Source organism: Massilia varians (assembly GCF_027923905.1).
In the GTDB taxonomy this organism is placed as follows: domain Bacteria; phylum Pseudomonadota; class Gammaproteobacteria; order Burkholderiales; family Burkholderiaceae_D; genus Telluria; species Telluria varians_B.
The window spans coordinates 2,993,250-3,014,422 of the sequence record NZ_AP026966.1 but is presented as its reverse complement, the minus strand read 5'-3'; the positions used below and the strand labels follow the sequence as shown (position 1 = coordinate 3,014,422).

18 protein-coding genes are annotated in these 21,173 nt (G+C 60.8%); 6 read left to right on the top strand and 12 right to left on the bottom strand.

Going from position 1 to position 21,173, the window contains the following annotated elements; translation table 11 throughout:
* Window positions 1-70: 70 nt before the first annotated feature.
* From MasN3_RS13625 to MasN3_RS13610, 4 genes are all read right to left on the bottom strand, one after another.
* Window positions 71-3,220: an efflux RND transporter permease subunit gene (locus MasN3_RS13625; RefSeq protein ID WP_281907750.1), complete on the bottom strand. Its 3,150-nt coding sequence runs from the start codon at window positions 3,218-3,220 to the stop codon at window positions 71-73.
* Window positions 3,217-4,806 carry an efflux RND transporter periplasmic adaptor subunit gene (locus tag MasN3_RS13620; protein WP_281907748.1) on the bottom strand — a complete coding sequence of 530 codons (1,590 nt, stop codon included), beginning with the start codon at window positions 4,804-4,806 and terminating at the stop codon, window positions 3,217-3,219. The genes MasN3_RS13625 and MasN3_RS13620 overlap by 4 nt, the downstream gene beginning before the upstream one ends.
* The gene (locus MasN3_RS13615) at window positions 4,803-6,119 is read right to left on the bottom strand and encodes a TolC family protein (RefSeq protein ID WP_281907747.1); all 1,317 of its coding nucleotides are present in this window, start codon (window positions 6,117-6,119) and stop codon (window positions 4,803-4,805) included. The genes MasN3_RS13620 and MasN3_RS13615 overlap by 4 nt, the downstream gene beginning before the upstream one ends.
* 63 nt (window positions 6,120-6,182) lie before the next feature.
* Complete coding sequence (locus MasN3_RS13610) at window positions 6,183-6,551, bottom strand: hypothetical protein (RefSeq protein ID WP_281907745.1); 369 nt, start codon at window positions 6,549-6,551, stop codon at window positions 6,183-6,185.
* A gap of 160 nt (window positions 6,552-6,711) precedes the next feature.
* On the opposite strand from MasN3_RS13610, the gene MasN3_RS13605 reads away from it, so the two are divergent.
* The 4 genes from MasN3_RS13605 to MasN3_RS13590 all read left to right on the top strand — a co-directional run bounded on the left by MasN3_RS13605 (window position 6,712) and on the right by MasN3_RS13590 (window position 9,229).
* Window positions 6,712-7,152 (top strand): hypothetical protein, encoded by a 441-nt coding sequence (locus MasN3_RS13605; protein WP_281907744.1) that lies wholly within the window; start codon window positions 6,712-6,714, stop codon window positions 7,150-7,152.
* A gap of 18 nt (window positions 7,153-7,170) precedes the next feature.
* Entirely contained in the window at window positions 7,171-7,431 is a 261-nt protein-coding gene (locus tag MasN3_RS13600; protein WP_281907741.1) for a hypothetical protein, read from the top strand.
* Window positions 7,432-7,435: 4 nt separating this feature from the next.
* A complete protein-coding gene (locus MasN3_RS13595; RefSeq protein ID WP_281907739.1) occupies window positions 7,436-7,660 on the top strand; it encodes a hypothetical protein in 225 nt (74 codons plus the stop codon).
* Between the two features lie 81 nt (window positions 7,661-7,741).
* Complete coding sequence (locus tag MasN3_RS13590; RefSeq protein ID WP_281907737.1) at window positions 7,742-9,229, top strand: NADH:ubiquinone reductase (Na(+)-transporting) subunit F; 1,488 nt, start codon at window positions 7,742-7,744, stop codon at window positions 9,227-9,229.
* Window positions 9,230-9,290: 61 nt separating this feature from the next.
* On the opposite strand, the gene MasN3_RS13585 is transcribed toward MasN3_RS13590, so the two are convergent.
* The 5 genes from MasN3_RS13585 to MasN3_RS13565 all read right to left on the bottom strand — a co-directional run bounded on the left by MasN3_RS13585 (window position 9,291) and on the right by MasN3_RS13565 (window position 13,373).
* Window positions 9,291-9,656 carry a copper-binding protein gene (locus MasN3_RS13585; protein WP_281907736.1) on the bottom strand — a complete coding sequence of 122 codons (366 nt, stop codon included), beginning with the start codon at window positions 9,654-9,656 and terminating at the stop codon, window positions 9,291-9,293.
* Between the two features lie 32 nt (window positions 9,657-9,688).
* Complete coding sequence (locus tag MasN3_RS13580) at window positions 9,689-10,129, bottom strand: DUF411 domain-containing protein (protein ID WP_281907735.1); 441 nt, start codon at window positions 10,127-10,129, stop codon at window positions 9,689-9,691.
* A 40-nt stretch (window positions 10,130-10,169) separates the two neighbouring features.
* The gene (locus tag MasN3_RS13575; protein ID WP_281907733.1) at window positions 10,170-11,561 is read right to left on the bottom strand and encodes a multicopper oxidase family protein; all 1,392 of its coding nucleotides are present in this window, start codon (window positions 11,559-11,561) and stop codon (window positions 10,170-10,172) included.
* 18 nt (window positions 11,562-11,579) lie between these two features.
* On the bottom strand, window positions 11,580-12,947 hold the full coding sequence (locus MasN3_RS13570; RefSeq protein ID WP_281907732.1) for a TolC family protein: 1,368 nt from the start codon (window positions 12,945-12,947) through the stop codon (window positions 11,580-11,582).
* A 63-nt stretch (window positions 12,948-13,010) separates the two neighbouring features.
* Window positions 13,011-13,373, bottom strand: a complete 363-nt coding sequence (locus MasN3_RS13565; protein ID WP_281907730.1) for a hypothetical protein — start codon at window positions 13,371-13,373, stop codon at window positions 13,011-13,013.
* 1,331 nt (window positions 13,374-14,704) lie between these two features.
* Between MasN3_RS13565 and MasN3_RS25310 the strand changes: the two genes are divergently transcribed.
* Window positions 14,705-15,103, top strand: a complete 399-nt coding sequence (locus MasN3_RS25310) for an HAD-IC family P-type ATPase (RefSeq protein WP_370662288.1) — start codon at window positions 14,705-14,707, stop codon at window positions 15,101-15,103.
* 59 nt (window positions 15,104-15,162) lie between these two features.
* On the opposite strand, the gene MasN3_RS25305 is transcribed toward MasN3_RS25310, so the two are convergent.
* Window positions 15,163-15,465, bottom strand: coding sequence for a hypothetical protein (locus MasN3_RS25305; RefSeq protein ID WP_370662287.1), 303 nt, complete (start codon window positions 15,463-15,465; stop codon window positions 15,163-15,165).
* Window positions 15,466-15,843: 378 nt separating this feature from the next.
* Between MasN3_RS25305 and MasN3_RS13555 the strand changes: the two genes are divergently transcribed.
* The gene (locus MasN3_RS13555; RefSeq protein ID WP_281907727.1) at window positions 15,844-16,908 is read left to right on the top strand and encodes a DNA-binding protein; all 1,065 of its coding nucleotides are present in this window, start codon (window positions 15,844-15,846) and stop codon (window positions 16,906-16,908) included.
* 1,694 nt (window positions 16,909-18,602) lie between these two features.
* Here MasN3_RS13555 and MasN3_RS13550 read toward each other — a convergent pair.
* Both MasN3_RS13550 and MasN3_RS13545 read right to left on the bottom strand, forming a co-directional pair.
* Window positions 18,603-19,780 (bottom strand): IS3 family transposase gene (locus MasN3_RS13550; protein ID WP_370662286.1). Its coding sequence is split into 2 segments (ribosomal slippage): window positions 18,603-19,513 and window positions 19,513-19,780, totalling 1,179 coding nucleotides; the frame shifts between segments, so codons are not numbered across the junction.
* Between the two features lie 129 nt (window positions 19,781-19,909).
* Window positions 19,910-20,977, bottom strand: a complete 1,068-nt coding sequence (locus MasN3_RS13545) for a DNA-binding protein (RefSeq protein WP_071362777.1) — start codon at window positions 20,975-20,977, stop codon at window positions 19,910-19,912.
* Window positions 20,978-21,173 lie beyond the last annotated feature (196 nt).

Here is a 21,173-nt window from a genome sequence, read left to right as displayed (position 1 = left end):
GCGGATTAAGAAAACAGGGTAGTCCGGACTAGGAAAGCGCGCCTTCACGTACGTCCGGCGCGGGCTGAAGCTAGGTCTCCTGATTCTTCCTTTTACGTATGCGCCGCTCCTGCAGCATCCGCCAGGCGGCAGGAATCACGAACAGCGACAGCAGCGGCGCCGTGACCATCCCGCCCACCATCGGCGCCGCAATGCGCTGCATGACCTCGGAGCCGGCCGCGCTTCCGAACATGATGGGCAGCAGCCCGGCCACGATGACGGCGACCGTCATCGCCTTGGGCCGTACCCGCAGGAGCGCACCTTCCGTGATCGCTTCCAACACCAGCTCGCTGGTCAATGCACGCCCGGCATCGAGCCGGCTCCGGAGCGCATTACGCAAATAGACTTGCATGACGACGCCGAATTCCGCCGCCAGCCCTGCAAGCGCGATGAACCCTACCGCTGTTGCGACCGATACCGCGTGACCAAGTAGCCAGACCAGCCAGAACCCGCCCACGAGTGCGAACGGCACTGTCGCCATCAGAAGTACCGCTTCCGCCGTGGAGCGGAAGGCCAGGTAAAGCAGCAGGAAGATTACCAGCAAGGTGAGTGGAACCACGGTCATCAGGCGCTCGGACGCGCGCTCGAGATACTCGAACTGCCCCGACCAGCCGATCGCATAGCCCGGGGGCAGCGCAACCTTGTCGCGGACCCGCTCCTGCATCGCACGAACGGCGGTGAGAAGGTCAACCCCACGGACATCGACATACACCCAGCCGGACAGGCGAGCATTCTCGCTTCGGATCATCGGGGGACCGTCCATCACGACAATCGTCGTTACGTCGCCAAGGCGGATCTGAGCGCCGCGCGCGGTGACGACCGGCAGCTCGCGCAGGGCCTGCACCGAATCGCGGTAGTCCTGCGGATAGCGCACGTTGATCGGGAAGCGCTGCCGCCCGTCGACGACTTCGCCCACGTTGTCGCCACCGATCGCCGTCGACACCATCGTCTGGATGGCGGCCACGCTCATCCCGTAGCGCGCGGCGCGCTGCCGGTCGATGCTGACGTCGATATAGCGGCCGCCGCTGAGCCGCTCCGCGAGTGCCGAACTGACGCCGGGTACCGTCTTGACGGCGGCCTCGATGGCGGTCGTCAGCTTGTCGATCTGGCCCAGGTCCGGCCCGGACACCTTGATGCCTACCGGCGTTTTGATACCGGTGGAGAGCATGTCGATGCGGTTGCGGATCGGCGGCACCCATACGTTCGACAGCCCGGGTACCTTGACGATCCGATCAAGCTCCTCCACCAGTTTTTCCGTGGTCATGCCAGGGCGCCACTGGTCCTTCGGCTTGAACTGGATCGTGGTCTCGAACATCTCCATCGGCGCCGGGTCGGTCGCGGTCTCCGCACGGCCCGCCTTGCCGAAGACTGTCGCCACCTCGGGCACCGTCTTGATCAGCCGATCGGTCTGCTGCAGCAGCTCGCCGGCCTTTGCGGCGGACAGGCCGGGAAGGGCCGACGGCATGTAGAGCAGGTCGCCTTCGTTCAGGGGCGGCAGGAACTCACCACCAAGGCGCGAAATGGGAATCGCCGTTAGCATGAGCGCGATCACGGCGATGCCCAGGGTGGTCTTCGGATGGCGGAGACTGGCGTCGAGCAGCGGACGGTAGCCCTTGATGAGCAGGCGGTTGATCGGGTTGGCGGATTCCTTCGGAATCCTGCCCCGGATGAGGTAACCCATCAGCACAGGAACCAGGGTGATCGACAGCCCGGCGGCTGCCGCAAGGGTGTAGGTCTTGGTGTAGGCAAGCGGGGCGAACAGCTTGCCTTCCTGGGCTTCGAGCGCGAACACCGGAATGAAGGACAAGGTCACGATCAGCAGTGAAAAGAACAGGGCCGGTCCGACTTCGACCGAAGCCCGGGCAATGATCTCCCAGCGGGTCCTGGCGTCAGGCGCCGCGGTCGCGTTGGCGTCCGCATGGGCCTCAAGGTGCTTGTGCACGTTCTCGACCAGGACGAGCGCGGCATCGGTGGCGGCGCCTACGGCAATCGCGATACCCCCGAGCGACATGATGTTAGCATTCACGCCCTGGTAGCGCATGACGATGAATGCAGCCAGCACGCACAGCGGCAGGGTGAGCACGGCCACGAGTGCGCTGCGAACGTGGAACAGGAAGACCGCGCACACGATCGCGACAACGACGAACTCTTCGACCAGCTTGCTTCCCAGGTTGGCGACTGATGCTTTGATGAGCGTCGAGCGGTCATAGGTCGTGACGATCTCGACACCTTTCGGGAGCGAGTGCTTGAGCGTTTCGAGCCTTGCCTTGACGGCGGAAATAGTGTCGAGTGCGTTCTTCCCGGACCGCATGATCACGACGCCGCCGGCGACCTCGCCCTGGCCATTGAGCTCGGCGATACCGCGTCGCATCTCCGGCCCCAGACGCACCGAGGCGACGTCCCGCAGCAGGACCGGCGTGCCGGCTTCGCTCGCGTTCAGGACGATGTTGCGGAAGTCCTCCAGGGAACGGAGGTAGCCGTGGGAGCGGACCATGTACTCGGTCTCCGCGATTTCGACGACGGAGCCTCCGGATTCCTGGTTGGCCTGTGAAACCGCATCGAGCACCCGGGTGTGGGACATGCCGAACGCGCGCAGCTTGTCGGGGTTGAGGACGATCTGGTACTGCCGGACCATGCCGCCGATGCTGGCGACTTCCGCGACGTCGCGCACCGTCTTCAGCTCGAACTTCAGGAACCAGTCATTCAGTGCGCGCAGCTGGCTGAGGTCATGTCGCCCGGTCCGGTCGACCAGGGCATACTCTAATACCCAGCCCACGCCGGTACCGTCGGGACCCAGCTCGGCCCTCACGCCTGCGGGAAGACGGGCTTGCACCTGGTTGACGTACTCGGTCACGCGCGAACGCGCCCAGTACAGGTCGGTCGCGTCATTGAACAGCACGTAGACGAAGGAGTCGCCGAAAAAGGAATAGCCGCGCACGGAGGTCGCCCCGGGCACCGACAGCAGGGCGGTGGTCAGGGGATACGTGACCTGGTCTTCGACGAGCTGCGGCGCTTTGCCGGGATACTGGGCGCGAATGATGACCTGGGTGTCGGAAAGGTCGGGCAGGGCGTCGAGCGAGGTCGTGCGCAGCGAATGGACGCCCCATGCCGCCAGCAGGGCGGCGGCAAGTAGGACCCAGACCCGGGCGGCGATCGCGGCGCGGATGATGCGCGCGATCATTGCTTGCCGCCCTTCGTTACCACGACCCGCTTGAGCAGGTAGCCATCGGCTCCCTCGATGAAGTCGAATTCGACGGTCTGGCCGGCCTTGATATCCTTGAACGCATCAGGCGCGGGCTTCATGAAATCCATCGTCATGGGCGGCCATTGCAGTGTAGCGACAGGTCCGTGCGACAGCGTGATGGCATCAGCCGAAACCTCCTCCACCTTGCCAACCGCCGTGTGCACGGTTGCAGTGGCCTTGCCTGGCTTCTGCGCCCGTGCAGGAGCGGCGGGCGGTTTCTTCATCGCGTCCATGCGGTCGGCTGCAGGCGCCTGGCCAATGCCGCCATCGGCGCGTGCCGCCGGTGCCTCACCCGCAAATTTGGGCAAGACCGATTTCAGGTTTGCTTCGGAATCGATCAGGAACTGGCCCGAGGCGACGACTTTCTGGCCTTCTTCCAGACCGCTGAGAATCTCGGTGGCGTCACCGATCTCGCGACCGGTTGTAACGACCACAGGACGCAGCCGGTCGCCCTGTGCGACCAGTACGGTGGAGCGAGTACCCGACGCGATCACTGCTTCGGTCGGCACTATCAAGCGGGGCTTCGCTACCGCAGCGCTAAGCCGGACGCGCATCAGCATGCCAGGCATCAGCGATGCGTCGCGGTTGTCCAGTTCAATACGGGCCTGGGCGGTCCGGGTCGCGGCATTCACGCCAGGCAAGATTTCCCTCACCTTGCCTTCATGGGTGCGCCTGGCTTCGCCGTCCGCCGTCGCGCTCACCCGCATGCCGGCTCGCGCGGAGCCGATCAGGGCTTCCGGCACCTCCGCAAGCAACCAGACAGTCTGCAAGCCGATCACCTTGGCGATCGTCATGCCGGGTGTGACCTGGGCCCCTTCGCGCACCCCGAGTTCGCTGACGATCCCGGAAACGGGGGAGGTGAGTAGCTGGTGCGTCTGCATACGTCCGGTACGCTCCAGCTCCGTGACAAGGGAGTCGGGGATCGAGAGTGCGCGCATGCGCTGGCGTGCAGCAGTAGCAAGGGCTGCGTCGCCTCCGCGCTTGAGCGCGAGGTATTCCTCCTGTGGCGCAATCCATTCCGGGACGAACACCGAGGCAACGGACTGGCCGCGTTTGACCTGCTGGAGTGGTGCGCGGACGTGGAGCCTGTCGATGTAGCCGGCAGTACGGCTCTGGATCACCTCCTCGCGGCTGGTATCGAACTGGGTGGTCCCCACCAGGTCGAGCGAGTCGGCGACTTCCTCGCGCCGCACTGTAGCGAAGCGAATGCCGAGGTTCTGCTGGAGCGTCGGCGCGATTCGGACCCCGGCCGTCTCGCCCTCGTCGGCATACACCGGGACCAGCTGCATATCCATGAACGGGCTCTTGCCTGGCTTGTCGAAGCGTTTGCCGGGGACCATCGGGTCGTGCCAATACAGGACGCGCTTGCCCGAATCCGACGGGGCAGCGGCGGGCGCATTGTGGCCAGCGTGTTCGCCTGAGGTGCGTACAGGCTTGTTCACGCCCAGCCAGTAGCCACCATAGCCGATCAAGCCACCCGCAAAGGTGAGGAGGAGAATTCTCGTTATATGGGAGCGTTTCATTGGCCGACCCTCCCTGCACTTGCCATGTCCGGTGGGATCAGGCGCAGCTCCAGTTCCGCCCAACTCATCCCCGCCTCCAGTTCGAGCGCATTGACCTGCAGCCTGCGCTCAAGGGCGGCACGCCTGGCCCTGAATACCGCGGTCAGTGTTCCGGTTCCGCCGCGATAATCGGCCAGTGCGATCTCGACCTGCTGGGTCGCAGTCGGCAGCAATTCCTTCTGGAGCCGCGCGATGCGGCGATTCAGACTGTCGAGCTGCCCCAACTGGGCCTCGGTCAACGATTGTGTCTCAAGCAGCGCTTCCTCGTACTCCAGCCTTGCCCGCGTGCCCAGTTCGGCCTTCTCCGCGATCTCGCGATCCTGGCGCTGCGTTCGATTGACTGTCAAGGGGATGCTGACGCCGAACGAGACCATGTTCGAATACTGGCTGCTGCGCTGGGCGAAGCCGGCTTCGAACGACCAGTCGGGACGGCTCTCGTGTACGGCCGCGCCGGCGTCGGCATCGGCCAGGTCGACGGCACGGCGCGCGCTGAGGATGGCCGGGTGATTCCGCTCCAGGTTCGGCATGGCGAAGCGGTTCACCGCTATCTCGAGGTTCGGCGCCTCATCGGACACGGCTTTGGTTTCGGTGCGGATCCAACGGCGCAGCTGGAGGAGCGCGGTCTGCAGGTCCTGCTCGGCCGCATCGACGCCGTCGCCGCTGAGCAGCAGTTCGTTCCTTGCCTGCAGCACGTCGCTGGCGGAGGCCTTGGCCCCGCGATGCGCCGCCTGGAGGGCGGAAAGCTCGCTTGCCATTTCCCGTGCAATAGAGCTGGACAGGCCGAGTGCGCGCTGCTTGTACAGCACGGTCAGCCAGGCTTTCGCGGTCTCGACCCGGATATTCGCAAGCTTGTCCAGCCGGGCCGCCTCGACGGCCTCGACTGAACGGCGTGCCAGCTCCGACCTGGCCTGCCGCTTGTCGCGGGAAATCCACTGCTGTTCGATGCCGATCCTGCGCATCGTCATGAAATCGGCATTGGGACGGAAGCGCTCGGGGCCCGTTACGGGCAGGTTATCGATGCCCAATTTCAGGGTGGGATCGGGCAGCTGGCCTGCGCGCGCGGCAGCATGCTCGCTGGCCGCGACCGAGACTCGCGCCGCTTTTGCAGATGCCGATACGGACGTTGCAAGCCGCAAGGCTTCGTTCAGGGTGAGCCGATCCGGCGCGGCTGACGCGCCCACGGAAGCAAACAAAAATAAGGCCACGATCAGGGCGTGACCGGAGCGTGCAGGCCTGGCCGGCACCTCATGACGTGACGTGAAAATAGAATACATACATCCTCCGCAAATGAAAACGAGCGCCGGCGGCTCGCCGGGCACATGCCAAATGGGAGGTGATCAGACTCGGATGCGCAGGGTTCGCAGGTAGGGCGGGCCGGCGCCCGGCTCAGGAAGGTCGCCGGTCCAGGGCGGGACGATCGCGAGCGCCGAGACAGGCGCGACGATACGAACCAGGCTTGCGGGAGACAGAAGGGTCAGCGCGGGAACCGGATGATGGTGATCGACCGAAGCCTTGGTGTCGGCCGAGAATTCGGCGCAATGGACGGGACGTTCCATATCCATGCCGGCGCAGGGCTCGCCGTCCATCATCTGCATGGGTGCCGGCTTGCCGACCAGCTCCGGACACACATAGGATGCCATCGCCATGCCCGACGTCATGAGGGTCATGACGAGGAGCAGTGCAATGAATCTGAACAGTTCCGGCAAGGAGCGTCGCATCGGGTTTAGGTGGGTAACGGCGGTCCCTGCCATTCTAACCATATTACGTGGCGGGTCCAAGCTTCTGTTCCGGCATTGGTTGTGTGGCTGACCAATGATGCCAAGGAGCCTGCAAGCATGTATGCTTCGCACCGGGCCGCCGGGCTGAGTGGGTAACTTCATCATTACAACAACTATGCAATTAGCCTTCTGGGTGCGACGCGCCCACAAATGGATTGGACTTGTCATCGGCGTGCAGGCACTACTCTGGATGATCAGTGGCCTTTATATGGTCGTCGTTCCGCTGGAGGTCATTCACGGCGACCACCTGGCCCACGTCCCGACCGTACCGCTCAAGCCCTCCGCTACCCGCGTCACCCAGGCTCGCCTGCATGAGACCTATCCGGGCATCACTGCCGTTCGCATGAAAAACCTGCTGGGCAAGGAGGTCTACGAGATCCAGCAGGGGCAGCAAACAAGCCTGGTGGACGCCACGAGTGGAGAGAAGATCAGCCCACTCGATCGCGACAAGATCATTGCCCTGGCCGATGTGGCCTACGTGGGGGAGGGCAGCATCAAGGGTGTCGAATGGGTGACAAAGGCTCCTTAGGAAGTCGCGTCACGGCCGGTGCCGCTGTGGGCCGTCCATTACGACGAGCCGGGTGAGACGACGCTCTATTTTTCGCCTCACAGCGGCGATTTGGTGGCGCGGCACCACGAACTCTGGCGGTGGTTCGATTTCCTGTGGATGTTCCACATCATGGACTACGAGGAACGCGAGAACGTGAACAACACGCTGCTGCGCACGGCGTCGATCACCGGCTTGCTGTTCACCCTTGGCGGGGCATGGCTGCTCTTCTACAGCTTCAAACGGAGGAAACAGGCATGAGCCAATGGATGAGACGCCTGCACAAGTGGGTGGGGTGATCCTGGCGATCCAGTTCCTGTTGTGGATGTCGAGCGGCGTTGTCATGAGCCTGCTCGACGCGACCAAGGTGCAGGGACGCGAATTCCGCATCAAGCCGCCGGCGGCGCCCGCATGGCCCCTCGACGTGCGTAGCACGGACGACGTGCTTGCGGCCAGCCGGGAAAACGTCATGGCAATTACTTCCGGCTAGCTGCTCGACCGGCCCCTTTATCGGCTGCAGAACAACAAGCGCAGCTGGCTGGTCGGCGCATCGGACGGGGAAGCGGTCGCGGTGGACGCCAGCCTGGCTGCGGAGATTGCCCACAAGTCCTATTCGGGAACCGGCAAAGCCGGCACACCGCGCCTGCTGAACTTCACGCTCGAGGCACGTGCACACAAGGAGCCTGTCTGGCGCGTCGACTTCGACGATCCGGACGAAACATCGATCTATGTCTCCAGCCGGTCGGGGGTGGTGCTCGAACACAGGAACAGTACCTGGCGCCTGTTCGACCTGTTCTGGATGCTCCACATCATGGACTATAGCGAGCGGACCAATTTCAACAATCCCTTGCTAATCTCCAATGCGATCGGCGGACTGTGGATGGCACTGACTGGAGTCTGGCTGCTGTTCTCCAGTCTCCGGCTCGCAGAATTTGTGCCGAGCCGCTGTCGCCGGTGCCGTAGCGTCAATCTGGTGGAGGGAAACGGAACGCCCCTGCGCGCGGTGGAAGCACTCCAGGGCGAGACCGTGTTTCAGGCGCTCGCCCACTCGGGCCTGCAGTTGCCGTCGAACTGCGGCGGAGGCCGAAGCTGCGGACTGTGCGAGGTGAGATGCCTTGGCCGCGCGCCCGAACCTACCGGCGCCGACCGCGCGCTGCTGGCGCCACAGAAGCTCGCGGCGGGATACAGGTTGGCCTGCAACCTTCCGGTGACGCGCAGTACCGATATCGACGTCGAGAATGCCCTTGCATCCTCTGCCGAGCGGGTTGGCGTGGTCACCGGCGTCAAGCCGCTTACGCCGTTCCTTCGAGAGATCACGGTGCGTCCGGACAGACAGGTGAAATGCCGGCCAGGCGCCTATGTCCAGATCCACGTTCCCGCGTATGTGCGTGATCCCAGCCACCTAGATGTCCCTGGCGACCATCAGCAGGACTGGCGCGCCGCAGGTTCGCTGTCGGCGCTTGCCAACGATGCGCCCGTTCGAAGGTCGTACTCGATATCGATTCCCATGGAGTGCGCCGGCTCGCAGTTGACCTTCCTGGTCCGCTTCATGCCGGGGGAACGGCCGGGACGGGGATCAGGCTACATGTACACCCTCAAGGTGGGCAACGAGCTTGGCTTCAGCGGGCCGTTCGGCGACTTTGCGCTGAAGCCGGGATCGCGCGAGAAGGTGTTCATCGGCGGCGGCGCCGGGATGGCGCCATTGCGTGTAATGATCCATGAGCTGCTGCTAAAGGGAGCGACCGAGCAGCTGCACTTCTGGTATGGGGCGCGCACCCGGCGCGATGCTCCTTATGTGGACGAAATGCGGGCATTTGCATCGGGGCACCCAAACTTCCACTGGCACCTGGTACTGTCTGAGGAAAAAGCGGAGAACGGCGCGCCCGCGGGGCTGGTACATGAGGCCGTGCTGGAGGGCCTGCTTCGCAGGCACCAGGACATTGGATCGCTCGAGTTCTACGTCTGCGGCCCGCCGGCGATGCTGTCGAGTACCCGGGCAATGCTACGCAGTCTTGGAGTCGCGGAGGCTGACATCGCCTACGACGATTTCAAAATCTGAACTTCAAAAGGGCTCGAATAACGCGATCAGGCATACCGAGCCCGGTTCATGGGTGCTGGGTTTACCGGGCCACCTCGAGCTGGACGATCGTGACTGCGTTGTTGACGCGGTCAGCTGCGAACTTGACCTTGTCGCCAGCCTTTGCCTGGCCGAGCATGGCCGAATCCTTGACGCGGAATACCATGGTCATTGCCGGCATGTTGAGGTTCTTGAGTTCGCCATGGCGCAGCGTGATCTTGCCGGCCTCCTTGTCGATCTTCTTGACTTCGCCGTCGGTCAGTTCGGCAGTCGCCGGTGCGGCGTGGCCAGCATGGGCGTCATGGGCGTCATGGGCGCCATGGCCGCTGTGGGCGCCGTTCTGGGCGGCGGCAACGGAAGCTGCGGCAGCCAGGGTAATAGCGAGAGTGAATTTCGAGCAAGCGTTCATGTTCATTCCTTTCAGTGGTGAAGAAAGAGAGTTTATTTGTAGTGCTTAAAAACCTTGGTCTTGCCATCCGCCTGTACAAGCAGGACGTCGAACGGATCCTTGCGCGGGCCTTCCATGCCGGGGGAGCCGAGCGGCATGGCCGGCACAGCCAGTCCCTTTGCCTTCGGCTGTTCGACCAGTAGCCGCCTGATGTCGCTCGCCGGCACGTGTCCTTCGATCGCGTAGCCTTGTACCATCGCGGTATGGCACGAGCCAAGCTCGTTGGGGATGCCACCCCGTTCGCGGTAATCCGACGGATTGGCGACGTTCGACACTTTGGGCGCGAAGCCATTGGCCTTCAGGTGATCCACCCAGGCCGCGCAGCAGCCGCAGGATTCGCTCTTGAAGACCTCGATGACCGGAGCGGTCGCCATTGCAAACATGGGTGCGCACAAGGCAGTGGCGAGTCCGGCCTGACGTAATAAACGGTTCATTAGAGACTCCTTTCGTACTCTGGTTGAGGTCGTACTTTATTCAGTGATGGCCCTGGTGGCTAGTCGGCTTACGAACGGTTACCTCGATGTCCGCAGGCTTTGCAGCCGGCATCGCCTGGCCGCCAGCGCCCTGGCTGCGCACCGCAGCCGGAGGCTCGCCTTTCCACTCGTAGGCGACAGTGCCGGCAGGATGCTTGTACCAGCCCGGATCTATGTAGTCACCCGGCTTCTGGTCCTTGCGTACCTTGAGCACGGTGAACATGCCTCCCATCTCGACGCCGCCGAATGGGCCCTGGCCCGTCATCATCGGCAGCGTGTTTTCCGGGAGCGGCATCTCCATGTCGCCCATCGAGCCGCCTTTCTCGCCCATGACCATGTAGTCCGGCACGAGCTTGGTGATCTTCTCGGCGACGCCGCGGTGGTCGACGCCGATGAGGGTTGGCACGTCATGTCCCATCGCGTTCATCGTGTGGTGCGACTTGTGGCAGTGGAAGGCCCAGTCGCCCGGCTCGTCCGCGATGAACTCGATAGCACGCATCTGGCCAACGGCGATGTCGGTCGTGACCTCCGGCCAGCGCGACTCGGGCCGGGTCCATCCGCCATCGGTGCCCGTAACCTCGAACTCGTGTCCGTGCAGGTGGATTGGGTGGTTCGTCATCGTCAGGTTGCCGGTGCGGATGCGCACGCGGTCGCCTTGGCGCACGTTCATGGTATCGATGCCCGGGAAAACGCGGCTGTTAAAGGTCCAGATATTGAAATCGAGCATTTCGTTGACCCGCGGGGTGTAGCTGCCCGGCTCGATGTCGTAGGCGTTCAGCAGGAATACGAAATCGCGATCAACCTTGTGATGGGCCGGATTCTTCGGGTGCGTGACCCAGAAGCCCATCATGCCCATCGCCATCTGCACCATTTCATCGGCGTGCGGGTGGTACATGAAGGTGCCCGGACGGCGAGCGACGAATTCGTAGACGAAGGTCTTGCCCGGCTGGATGCCCGGCTGGGTCAGGCCCTTGACGCCGTCCATGCCGTTGGGCAGGCGCTGGCCATGCCAGTGGATGCTGGTGTGCTCCGGCAGTTTGTTGGTGACGAAGATGCGCACGCGGTCGCCTTCCACCACCTCGATGGTCGGCCCCGGGCTCTGGCCGTTGTAGCCCCACAGGTTGGCCTTCATGCCAGGCGCGATCTCGCGCACCACCGGTTCGGCGATCAGGAGGAACTCCTTGACGCCATTGTTCATGCGCCAGGGCAGCGACCAGCCGTTCAGGGTGACGACCGGATTGTACGGTCGGCCGTTCGGCGGCGGCGGAGGCGGCTGCGTGGCCGCGCTGGTCATGATCGGGGCTTCCGGGAGCGTGGCCGCGCCGGCGCGGCTGACCAGTCCGGCGCCGACCAGGGCGGCTGCGCCAGTGAAGAAATCTCGACGAGAACTCATTGTTGATTCATTCCTTGTTTAGTGTTCCGCGGCGGCTTCGGCAGGCGCGGCGGTTGAGGCCATGGCGATCGACGAACCGCCGCTGCCGCTGATCGCGGCCTGCAGATCCGTTTCGGCGATCCAGAACTCTCGCTGGGCGTCGATGGCCGCATTCACGCCCCCAATCTGGGCGCGTGCGTCGGCCAGCAGTTCGAATACGCTCATGAGCATGCCGTTGTAGCGGAGCAGGCTCTCCTCGGAGATTTTCTTCCGTAGCGGTACCAGCTCGTCCCGATGCTGCCGGGCGACGTCATAGCTTGTCCGATAAGCAGAATACGCTTCGCGGAACTGTGACCGGGCATTAATGGCGGTGTCCGCGGTGCGGTGGACCGATTGCATGTAGAGCGCCTCGGCCTTCGCCACACGTGCGCCTCCCCAATCGAAGATCGGTAGGGCGAGTTCGATCTCGTATCCATTTTCGCGGTGTGCGCCGGATTTGCTCGAGTCGACGTATCCCGCGTCGAGGACGTTGATGACGCCAGTCGCCTTCGTCAGGCCCAGTGCGCGCGCAGTCGACTCGGTGCCGAGCTTTGCCAGGCGTACATCGAGGCGCTGCTGCATCGCGAGCGACTCGATATTGCCTGCCTCCCGCGGAACCGCCGGCAGCTCGGGCAGCTTGTCCGGAAGCTGGAATGCCGTGTTCTCTCCCCACACACCCATCTGCCGGGCAAGCTGCTCGCGCGCAGCCGTCGCACTGTGCCGTGCACGTGCCAGCTGGGTCGAGGCTTCGCTCGAGAATGCCTGTTCGCGCGCCTGGTCGAGGGCGCTGAGGTTCCCGACTTTGGCCATGCGCTGTGCCAGCTCGGCGCTCGCGCCAGCCGCTTCACGCACCTGCTCCGCATAGCGCGCCGACTGCACAGCCGCGACAGCATTGAAGTAGGCCTTGCGCGTGTCTGCCGCGAGCCGGACCGCTTCGGTTGCCGCGACCAGCTTGGCGCTCTCAAAGCGGCGCGACTCGATATCGCGACGGATCGGGATGGTTACGAGACCGACGAGATCGAACATGACGCTACGTTCTATCTCCGTTTCGCCGCCACCAGACAAGCGGCTGAAGCCGAAGCCGGGGTTGGCCATGCGGCCCGCTTGCACCAGGTCGGCTTCGGCGACACCCAGTTCGGCGAGTGACGCCCGCAAGCCGCGGTTGTTGATCAGGGCGACACGGACGGCGCTGTCGGCGGAGAGAGGCTGTTTCAGCAGCTGGTTCATCTCGTCCTGGGTGGCTGCGCTATCGGCATTCGTCTTGGGCAGGCGAACGTCCTGGCCGGTGCGCTCGGCGGTCAAGGATGAGACAACGTCCAGGCCGCCGTCCTTGGAGAACGTCGCGCATCCACTTAACGCAAGGACCATGGCGCCTGCCGCGACGGCACGCAGTGTAGGAATAGGAAGCTTTGTTGTCATTAGGTGTTCGGCTTAATGATGTTTGCTGTGATCCACAGGCGCTGGACTGACCGGCTTCACTGGCGACGCGGGTGCGGACGGAGCCGGCGCCGCGTTGTTGCCGTGCTTGTTCTGTTCACCGCCAGTGTCACTATGTCCCGCGTGGCCCGGCAGGCCGGCAACGGCATCGTTTGCGGCTCGCCAGGATTTATCAGGCGTCGTCTGGCTGTCCTGCGGCGCGCGCGAATGAACGGTCATGACCGATTCGTACACGGTCGGTGGCACTGCCACAGTGGGGTCTGCGGGGTCCGCGAGCGGACGGGATTGCTGGGCCTGCGCACAAATCGGCAGGGTCAGCAGGGCGCCGATGGCGGCGGCCCAAAGCTTGGAGGTCATGGTCAATCCTCAAAATCGGTAACAGGGCGTGCACATGCACACGCGAGTGCTTAATAGCCATGACCGCGGCGCTGAAAGGCAGCCGGGTCAGCTCTCGCTACGATTAAGTGGACTGATGCCGGGGAGGGCGCTGGGGGCCGTCCTGGATGAAGCCTACGGCGAAGGCCGCAGGCGCGACGACGACTGCGTCTGAGCCATCGACAGCCGGGACTGCGAGATGAGTGGAGGGTGGCGCGACGGCGCCCAGGCAGAACGCGGAACAGGCGCTGCAGGTGGCGTATGACTTTTTCTCGGCCTTGGAGTCCGCCGGTTCGGCATCGGCCATGGAGTCGTCCACCTGGCTTGCATGCTCCCCGCCGTGCTGGGCATGTGCATCGGCCATGTGCTCGTGGGACTGCGAAACCGGATCAATCGATTCCTGGCTGGACTGCTGGTGAACCGGTCCGCACGATAAACGGCCAGCGGCAACCGCATGGAGCGGAAGCACGGCCAGCAGTAGCCAAACCAAAAATGTCTTCAGAGCACGGTTCATTGTTGCGGGGAGTATATCACGACAATTTTGGCTTGGAGCGGCCTCCGTGCTTCCACCCAGACCGCGCCGAGACCGTCTCCTCACCTGATACTTCAGAGCAAATCGGGCTGAAGTAGCGAATCGCAACTCCATGAAACAATTCGCTAGACCTTTCCATAGTTGGAAGGTTTACAGTGGACTTGTCTACATACTGGAGGCTTTCATGTTTGCCCTTAAACCTAAGGACAGCCGCACGCTACAGGAGGCGGATTCGCGCGCTGACCCCGGTGCGCTATGGTCTGTGAGGAACATTGGGACTGCACAGGGGAGGGCAGACGACGTCACCCCTGCCAGCGTCCTGGACGGCGTATCGGTGCGAACGCGCGGCCCCGCTGGCGGATGCCTGTTTTGTCGCTACCGGAGCCCAGGCTTGGGCAAGGATGGCATGAATGCGTAGTATTACGGTGCTTCCCCATCCGGATTGTGCTCCTGCCGGAGCAAGGACCGAAGCCGCTCCCGGTACGAGCCTCCGCGACGCCCTGCTAGGGAACAGGAGCGACATCGAACACGCGGGGAGCGAGCATCCGGTGCCACATGCGATCGTCGCTGAGGCACGTGGGCGGAATCTGCCGCTGCACAAACCTGCGACCTTCGAATCGTCCAGCGGCATTGTTGAGCGTGACACTGTACAGGGGTAGCATTGGGTAACACCGCGCTCATGGATATCGGGAGGGTTGACTGGACGCCGCTTTAAAAAGGTCTCGGAAGAGCTTCGGCATGTCAGCGCAAGGGTGATGTATCTGCACTACAAGGAAAGCTCGTGGGCCTGATCGCAGTGTCGGACCCGGCCAAGGAGACGATGCCGGAAGCCATGGCGACCCTGCGCGACGTTGGCATGACGGTGGTGATGGCGACCGGTGATGGTGTGACCACAGCAAAGGCAGTCGCTGCAAAGCTCGGCATTTCGGACGTCTACGGCGAGGTCGAACCGCTGGACAACCTTACTCTGGTCAAACAGCTGCAGCAGCCGGGTAAGGTCGTCGCGATGGCCGGCGATGGCATCAACGATGCGCCAGCGCTGGCAAAGGCGGATCCCGGGATTGCGATGGAACCGATACTGACATCGCGATTAAATCAGCTCACGTTGCGCTCATCAAAGGCGACCTGCGTGCGATTGCGCGATCGCGACTTCTTTCACTGGAGACTGTGCGCAATATGAGGCAGAATCTCGGCTTTGACACTGTTTACAACGCCATGGGAATTCTGCTCGCCGCAGGTCTACTTTATCCCTTTACTGGACAACGCCTGTCGCAAATGATCGCCGCTGGCCATGAGCCTGAATTCGGTTTCGGTGAGCGGTAATGCGCTACGCTTGAGGGGAAGCCGCACATGAATTTCGGTGTCACAGACGAGATGGTCGGTTTGACGGTAATGGTCGGGGTCATCTTCGGCATCCTCGCCGCCGGGTTCATTGCTTACGGCGAGATCCAGCGACGCCGCAGTCGCAAAAGCCGAGCGAAAGAAACCAATACGCGCGGCAGAAGAAAGCCTGGCAGGGGTGGCAAGAGTAGGTAGGCGCAATTTCGCTGCTGCAAAGCCTACCCCCCATCCGTTAAAGAAGTATGAAGTTTAGCTTTCCGACTCTCATTGGATCATGTCGAGGTTGCTTATCGCGGTGGGCTGGCGCACCTCAGCCCAAGAAAGGCATTATCCAACCTGGTCACATCGAGGGCTACAGTTCGGTGCCAGCCTAAGCTACTTCATGGCCCAGTCTCGATCAAAGCAAGCCTGAAATCGTTCCACAGCATCGACAGCTCAAATAGCATGAACAAGCAGGAATACCGCGTCACACGAAAGCTTATTTGACATTATAGAAGTAATGTCATATTTTCAGAGTAGGGCGTCGGTTTTACGACGTAATATGTAATATTACAAAATCTTCTGACTAGGGTTCTTTCAATGAAGACCGAAGAGCTTTCGATCGAAAACGCTATCGCTGCCAGCGTGGCGGAGCTGCGCGAGCGGTTTCCGCGCACCCAGGACCTGTACCGCGAGGTCTGCGTATTACTATTTTTCCGGCATGGCATTACGCCAACAGCGAACAAGTTGTATCAGCTAGTGCGCAAGGGCAGCATGTCGGCACCGACCGAAGCGCTGAATCACTTCTGGAAGACGCTGCGCGAACGCTCACGTGTCACGATCGAGCATTCGGACCTTCCAGACGAGTTACGAACTGCGGCTGGCGACTTGGTCGCCGCCCTGTGGAGATCAGCTCAGTCGAAATCCCGCGAGTCACTGGCAGCGCTCCAAGTAGATGCGGCTGCTGCAGTGGACAGCGCAAAAGCCGAGGTTGCGCGCGCGCAGGCGGCCAAAGCGGATGCACTAAATTCTCTAGAACAGGTACGAACGAACCTGAGCGCAAGCAAAGAAGACGCTGCCCACCTGCGTGAGGAACTGGCGGCTGCGGCGGCCACCAGGGAAAGTCTGGAAGCGAGATTGGGGGAGGCGCATGGTCAGATTCGTACCCTGGGGGCGCGAATGGACCAATTGAGTGCCGAGCACGCCACTGAGCGGGAGAGACTGACTGACCGCACTCGTCTGGCCGAGGAACGATTCGCAGATATGGAAAAGCGGGCGCTCGTCGAAATCGACAGGGAACGTACGGCGGCGGCAAAGCTACAGAAAAGACTCGACATAGAACGGGCAGAGCACACTGCGGCCCTCGACCGATTACGCTCAGAACACAATGCGGCGCAGACGACGATTGGGCACTTGAGAGAGCAGATCGGCGCGCTACAGAACTCTGTCGAAGCCCTGAATTACGAGCGGGATCGAGAGAGGGTAGAATTGCAGGCCGTGCGAACGCATCTCGACGCCGCGGTACGACAAGCCGCCGGCGACAGTGCACGGGTCGACCAGTTGCGTGATGAGCTCGAAAGGGCGCGAAGAGAAGTTAGCACGCGCCAAAAGTCCTCAACCAGAAGCAAGCGACAGAGTAAGGAAAGCAAGGGCAACGACATATAAGGATCAGCGATCCGGCGCCTCATGGCCTGGTGTTACACTGGACGATGCTTCGGCTCATACGACCAAACCAAGTCCACTGCTCGCCATGAGAACCCTTTGACCGCGACTGGTCAAAAATAGCAGTTCGTCGTGCTATTTCTTGCTTCTTTAATCAACTCGACATTATGTTCTGTAATGTCGAGTTCAGTTTTTTTTGGAATCCGGACATTATTTCGCTAGGAACTACTCGAATAGACCCCTGGTCGGCACACCTGATGCGAGCTGACTGAAGGGTCGAGCATGGCCGCAAGCAAGCCCCAAGTCCTGGACTTCAATCAAGCGGTCATTTGGCCATGCGCTCACTTTAGTATTTCTTTCGTTTTCCCACCTGAAAAAGCGTCCGCGCCGTCTGAACTATCAGAAGAAAAATCTACGCATCCCAGCTTTGGCAGTAATGGCTGAGTCTTCTCTCGCATCCTTTACGTAGTTCTAAGAGCGGCGTGGTCATTCTCTTGGATGTGCGAACAATAAATGGTCTCAGCAACTATCGCTGTTTCGTGCGGCAAAATACTAGACTATTGGACCATCGGCGGCCGCTTTGTTGGCACAAAATCCACGAACTGCGTTACGCCAAGTCTCGTAGGCACCCCGGTTGGGGGTAGAAAACCGTCCCGACAGTTGGACGGGCCGTCTTGGTAGCGACAGAATAATGTGAGTACGTTGTTGACGACAGAATGATGTGAGTTTGTCGCCGACATGCATGCCAAGCCCTTAGCAGAGCACGACAGAATTTTGTGAAGATGTCGAAAATCCGGGTGCCACGGGCCAAAACGAAGGTCTGAACCTCGACAGAACAGTTTGATCATTCCCGAGGCGACCCTAAAAGCGTGACAGAATAGTGTGAGTAATTCGCGATCGTTTCCGGAAACGCAAGAATTCACAGGATTCTGTCGGTATCAGGGGGTATATTCTGTCGGTCGACTCTGACCAAGGACACACAGCTCGACGTGCACGACGCCATTTAACATAATATAGATTATGCGGCGTTATATGTGAGAGCCGAGTTGGAATGTCCCGACCGGCTGAGGGCCAACAGCGCTCCAAACTAATTCTATGCACGATCTTTCGATTTTGCGGATATTTGCGGGAAAAAGGTTGATTCCGCCTCAAGTACTCACTTTTAGTTTAACTTGGCTCGTCGCCTCCAGTCTTTTATCGCTTCGTGGCGATAGTTTTAGTTTCGAGATTTTTTGTAAAATTGACTTGGTGCGCCCTGCGCACGAGTAATCACTTTAATTCTGCCTTATACGCATATGATTAATTGTAAATAGGTGACGGAGTACTTTAGTACAGTTGTCTGGACTAACGACGCAAAGTACGGTGAAAGCAGTCTCTAGACGCTTTTACCTCCTGTTTATACGTCGTGATTAACTTCCTTTCCCGACCATCAGATCGGGCGATAAGGATGTTTTCGAAATCGACTGGGAGGGTCGTCGACTCCTTTCCCAGCAATGCAGAAAGTTACGGGGGAGCACCGCGATGGTTGTTGTCTTGCGGAACAGTCATACACATTCCTTTCATTGGGGTTAAGCAGAGCGGATACATGAATTGCTGATCTTAACCATATGGCAACTCGGACTTGCGATGGAATGACCGTTTCGACAACTGAAAACGGACGTTTTCAGCGGCTCAGTGCCGCGGGCCCTCTGTAGTGGTCAAGTAATTTCGGACACGACGATAGGTTCTTTCGCTGCCATTGTGCGTTCATAGACGCTGGGCGGCAAATTGCCCAAAACTGAATGCAGGCGCTCGCAGTTGTAGAAGCCGGCGATGTAGTTGGCCACGTCAAGCTTCGCTTCCGCGTGGTTGGCGTAATTGCGCTGCCAGACACGTTCCATCTTCAGGTTCAGGAAGAAGCGTTCAGCGACGGCGTTATCCCAGCAGTTTCCCTTGCGGCTCATGCTGCAGACAAAGCCATGTTCGGTCAACATGGCCTGGTACTGGTCGCTCGCATACTGGCTGCCACGGTCGGAATGGACGATCAGCCCCGCAGGCGGGCGGCGCGCCTGGATCGCCATGCGCAGGGCATCACAGACCAAAGTCGCTGGCATGCTCGGTGCCATCGCCCAGCCCACGACTCTGCGCGAGAACAGGTCGAGCACGACAGCCAAATACAGCCAGCCGGCGCCAGTGCGGATGTACGTGATATCCGAGGCGTAAGCCAGATTTGGCGCTGCCGGGTTGAACTGCCTGGCAAGCACGTTCGGAGCAACCGGCAGGGCATGCTTGCTGTCGGTCGTGTGCACGAACTTGCGCTTCCAGACTGGCTTCAGGCTAGCCTGCTGCATCAGCCGACGCACCTTGTAACGCCCGATCTGGAGGCCGCTATTAGCCAGCGCCGTGACCAGGCGGCGGCTGCCGTAACTCTGGCCGCTGCTCATGAACGCGGTTCGCAGGTGCACGCTCGCTTTGCAAAAAATTGGCTTGGCGGCACGGTGCTTGGCTTCGTAAAACCCGGCCCGGCTCACGCCGAGAAGGCGACAGGTTTGTGTCACAGGGATGGCCTTCATTTGCAGCTCGTCGATGAGCCGGTAGCTCACTTGAGCTCGCGGGCAAAGAAGGCCGATGCTTTTTTTAAGACGTCCACATCACTACGAAGCTGACGGTTTTCCTGCTCGAGCTGACGAATACGCTGCTGCTCAGCCGTCAACGGTTTGCCAATCCCTGGCTGGCCCTGTTGCTCGGCCTCATATTGCTTCATCCAGCGACGGATCGCGGTCACGCCGATATCCATTGTCTGGCTGACGTGAGAAATGCTGAGCCCTTGTTCCGTGATCATGCGGACGACCTCGAGCTTGAGGCTGGGGTCAAAATTGCGGCGTTGCCTGGTCATGTAAACTCCTTCGAAGGTGAATTATCCACCTATCGAGGTGTCCGGGGACATTAGACCACTACACTCCTCTGAGAAGAAATAGACCAAGCGCTTAAAACTTCTTGTCTTCGTTCCCTGTATCCGACGCATTCATGTAGCTGGCTTTGCTTTAGACCTGCGCGCGGCGCTGATTTCCCCCTGTCGACTTGGTTTGGAGACACGTTTGGACGTAGACGGGCGACGATTTAGCTGCTCACGAAGCACCTCCGCGCGAGCTCGCTCGACCGCGATTTGCGAGGTCAAATCCGATGTAATGGATTGCAATTGCTCGACCTTGTCTCTAGCAATATTCCTCTCATTGGTAGCTGCTTTCAGGTTATCTTTGAGCGCGGAAAAGTCTCTGTCCCGCTTCGCCCCTTCGATCTGCGATTGCGTCAGCTCGGACTGGAGTCGCTGCAACGATGCCGCAGACAGGCTCCGCTCTGACTCAAGGGCCTTCTCCATTTTATTCACGGCCGTGCGTTCACGATCAATTTCGACCAGGGCGCGATGTTCCAACGCTGCGTAGCGCTCCTCGGCTTGCGCAATCCGTGCCGTAACTCGCTCAATTTCCGCAGCGTGTTCGGCACGGATTGCCTGAAGCTGCCGCCCGGCTTCCGAAACAGCTTGGCGAGCATCAGCTAGCTTTGCATTCATCTCGGCAGCTGCCGAAGCACTAACAGCCGCTTCTTCACGCAAGATCGCGTTTTCTCGCGAAGCAGCCTCCAGTTTTGCAGAAAGCACCTGCAGTTCTCGATCGGCGTTATCGAGTTGATCCTGGACAGTCTGTTTATCTCGAAGCGCCAAGTCACGTTCGTGTGCCGTAGTCTGCCGAAATTCGTCGAAAGACTGATTCGCCGAGGCCTGAGCCGAGCTCCAGAGCTTCGACACTAGGTCGCCGGCAGCCTGCGCCAGGTCGTTAGGCAGACTGGGTTGCCCCAGCTCTACTTTGCCTGACCGGCGTAGGTCGCCCCAGAAACCGCGCAGCGCTTCAGTTGGAGCCGACATGCTCCCTTTACGGACTAGCTGATACAGCTTATTCGCCGTCGGTGTAATGCCGTATCGGAAAAACATGACGATGCACACCTCCCTATAGAGGTCAGGGGTGCGTGGATACGCAGCCCGCAGGCTTTCCACGTCCTCCTGCAGGGCAGTGTCCAGATCGTTTCGCTCTAGCATGAGGCTCTCCTGATTGCGCAATATTACTACATAATACGTAATAATTTGGGTCCCCTACCCTGAAAATATGACATTATTCTTATAATGTCAGATGTCCAACAGGCCTATACGGCCGTTGTTGTCGCTCCACGTATTGACGAAAAATCTTCCGATTCTTTGACTTTTCAGGTTCTCACGCGCAAGATTTAGGACAAGC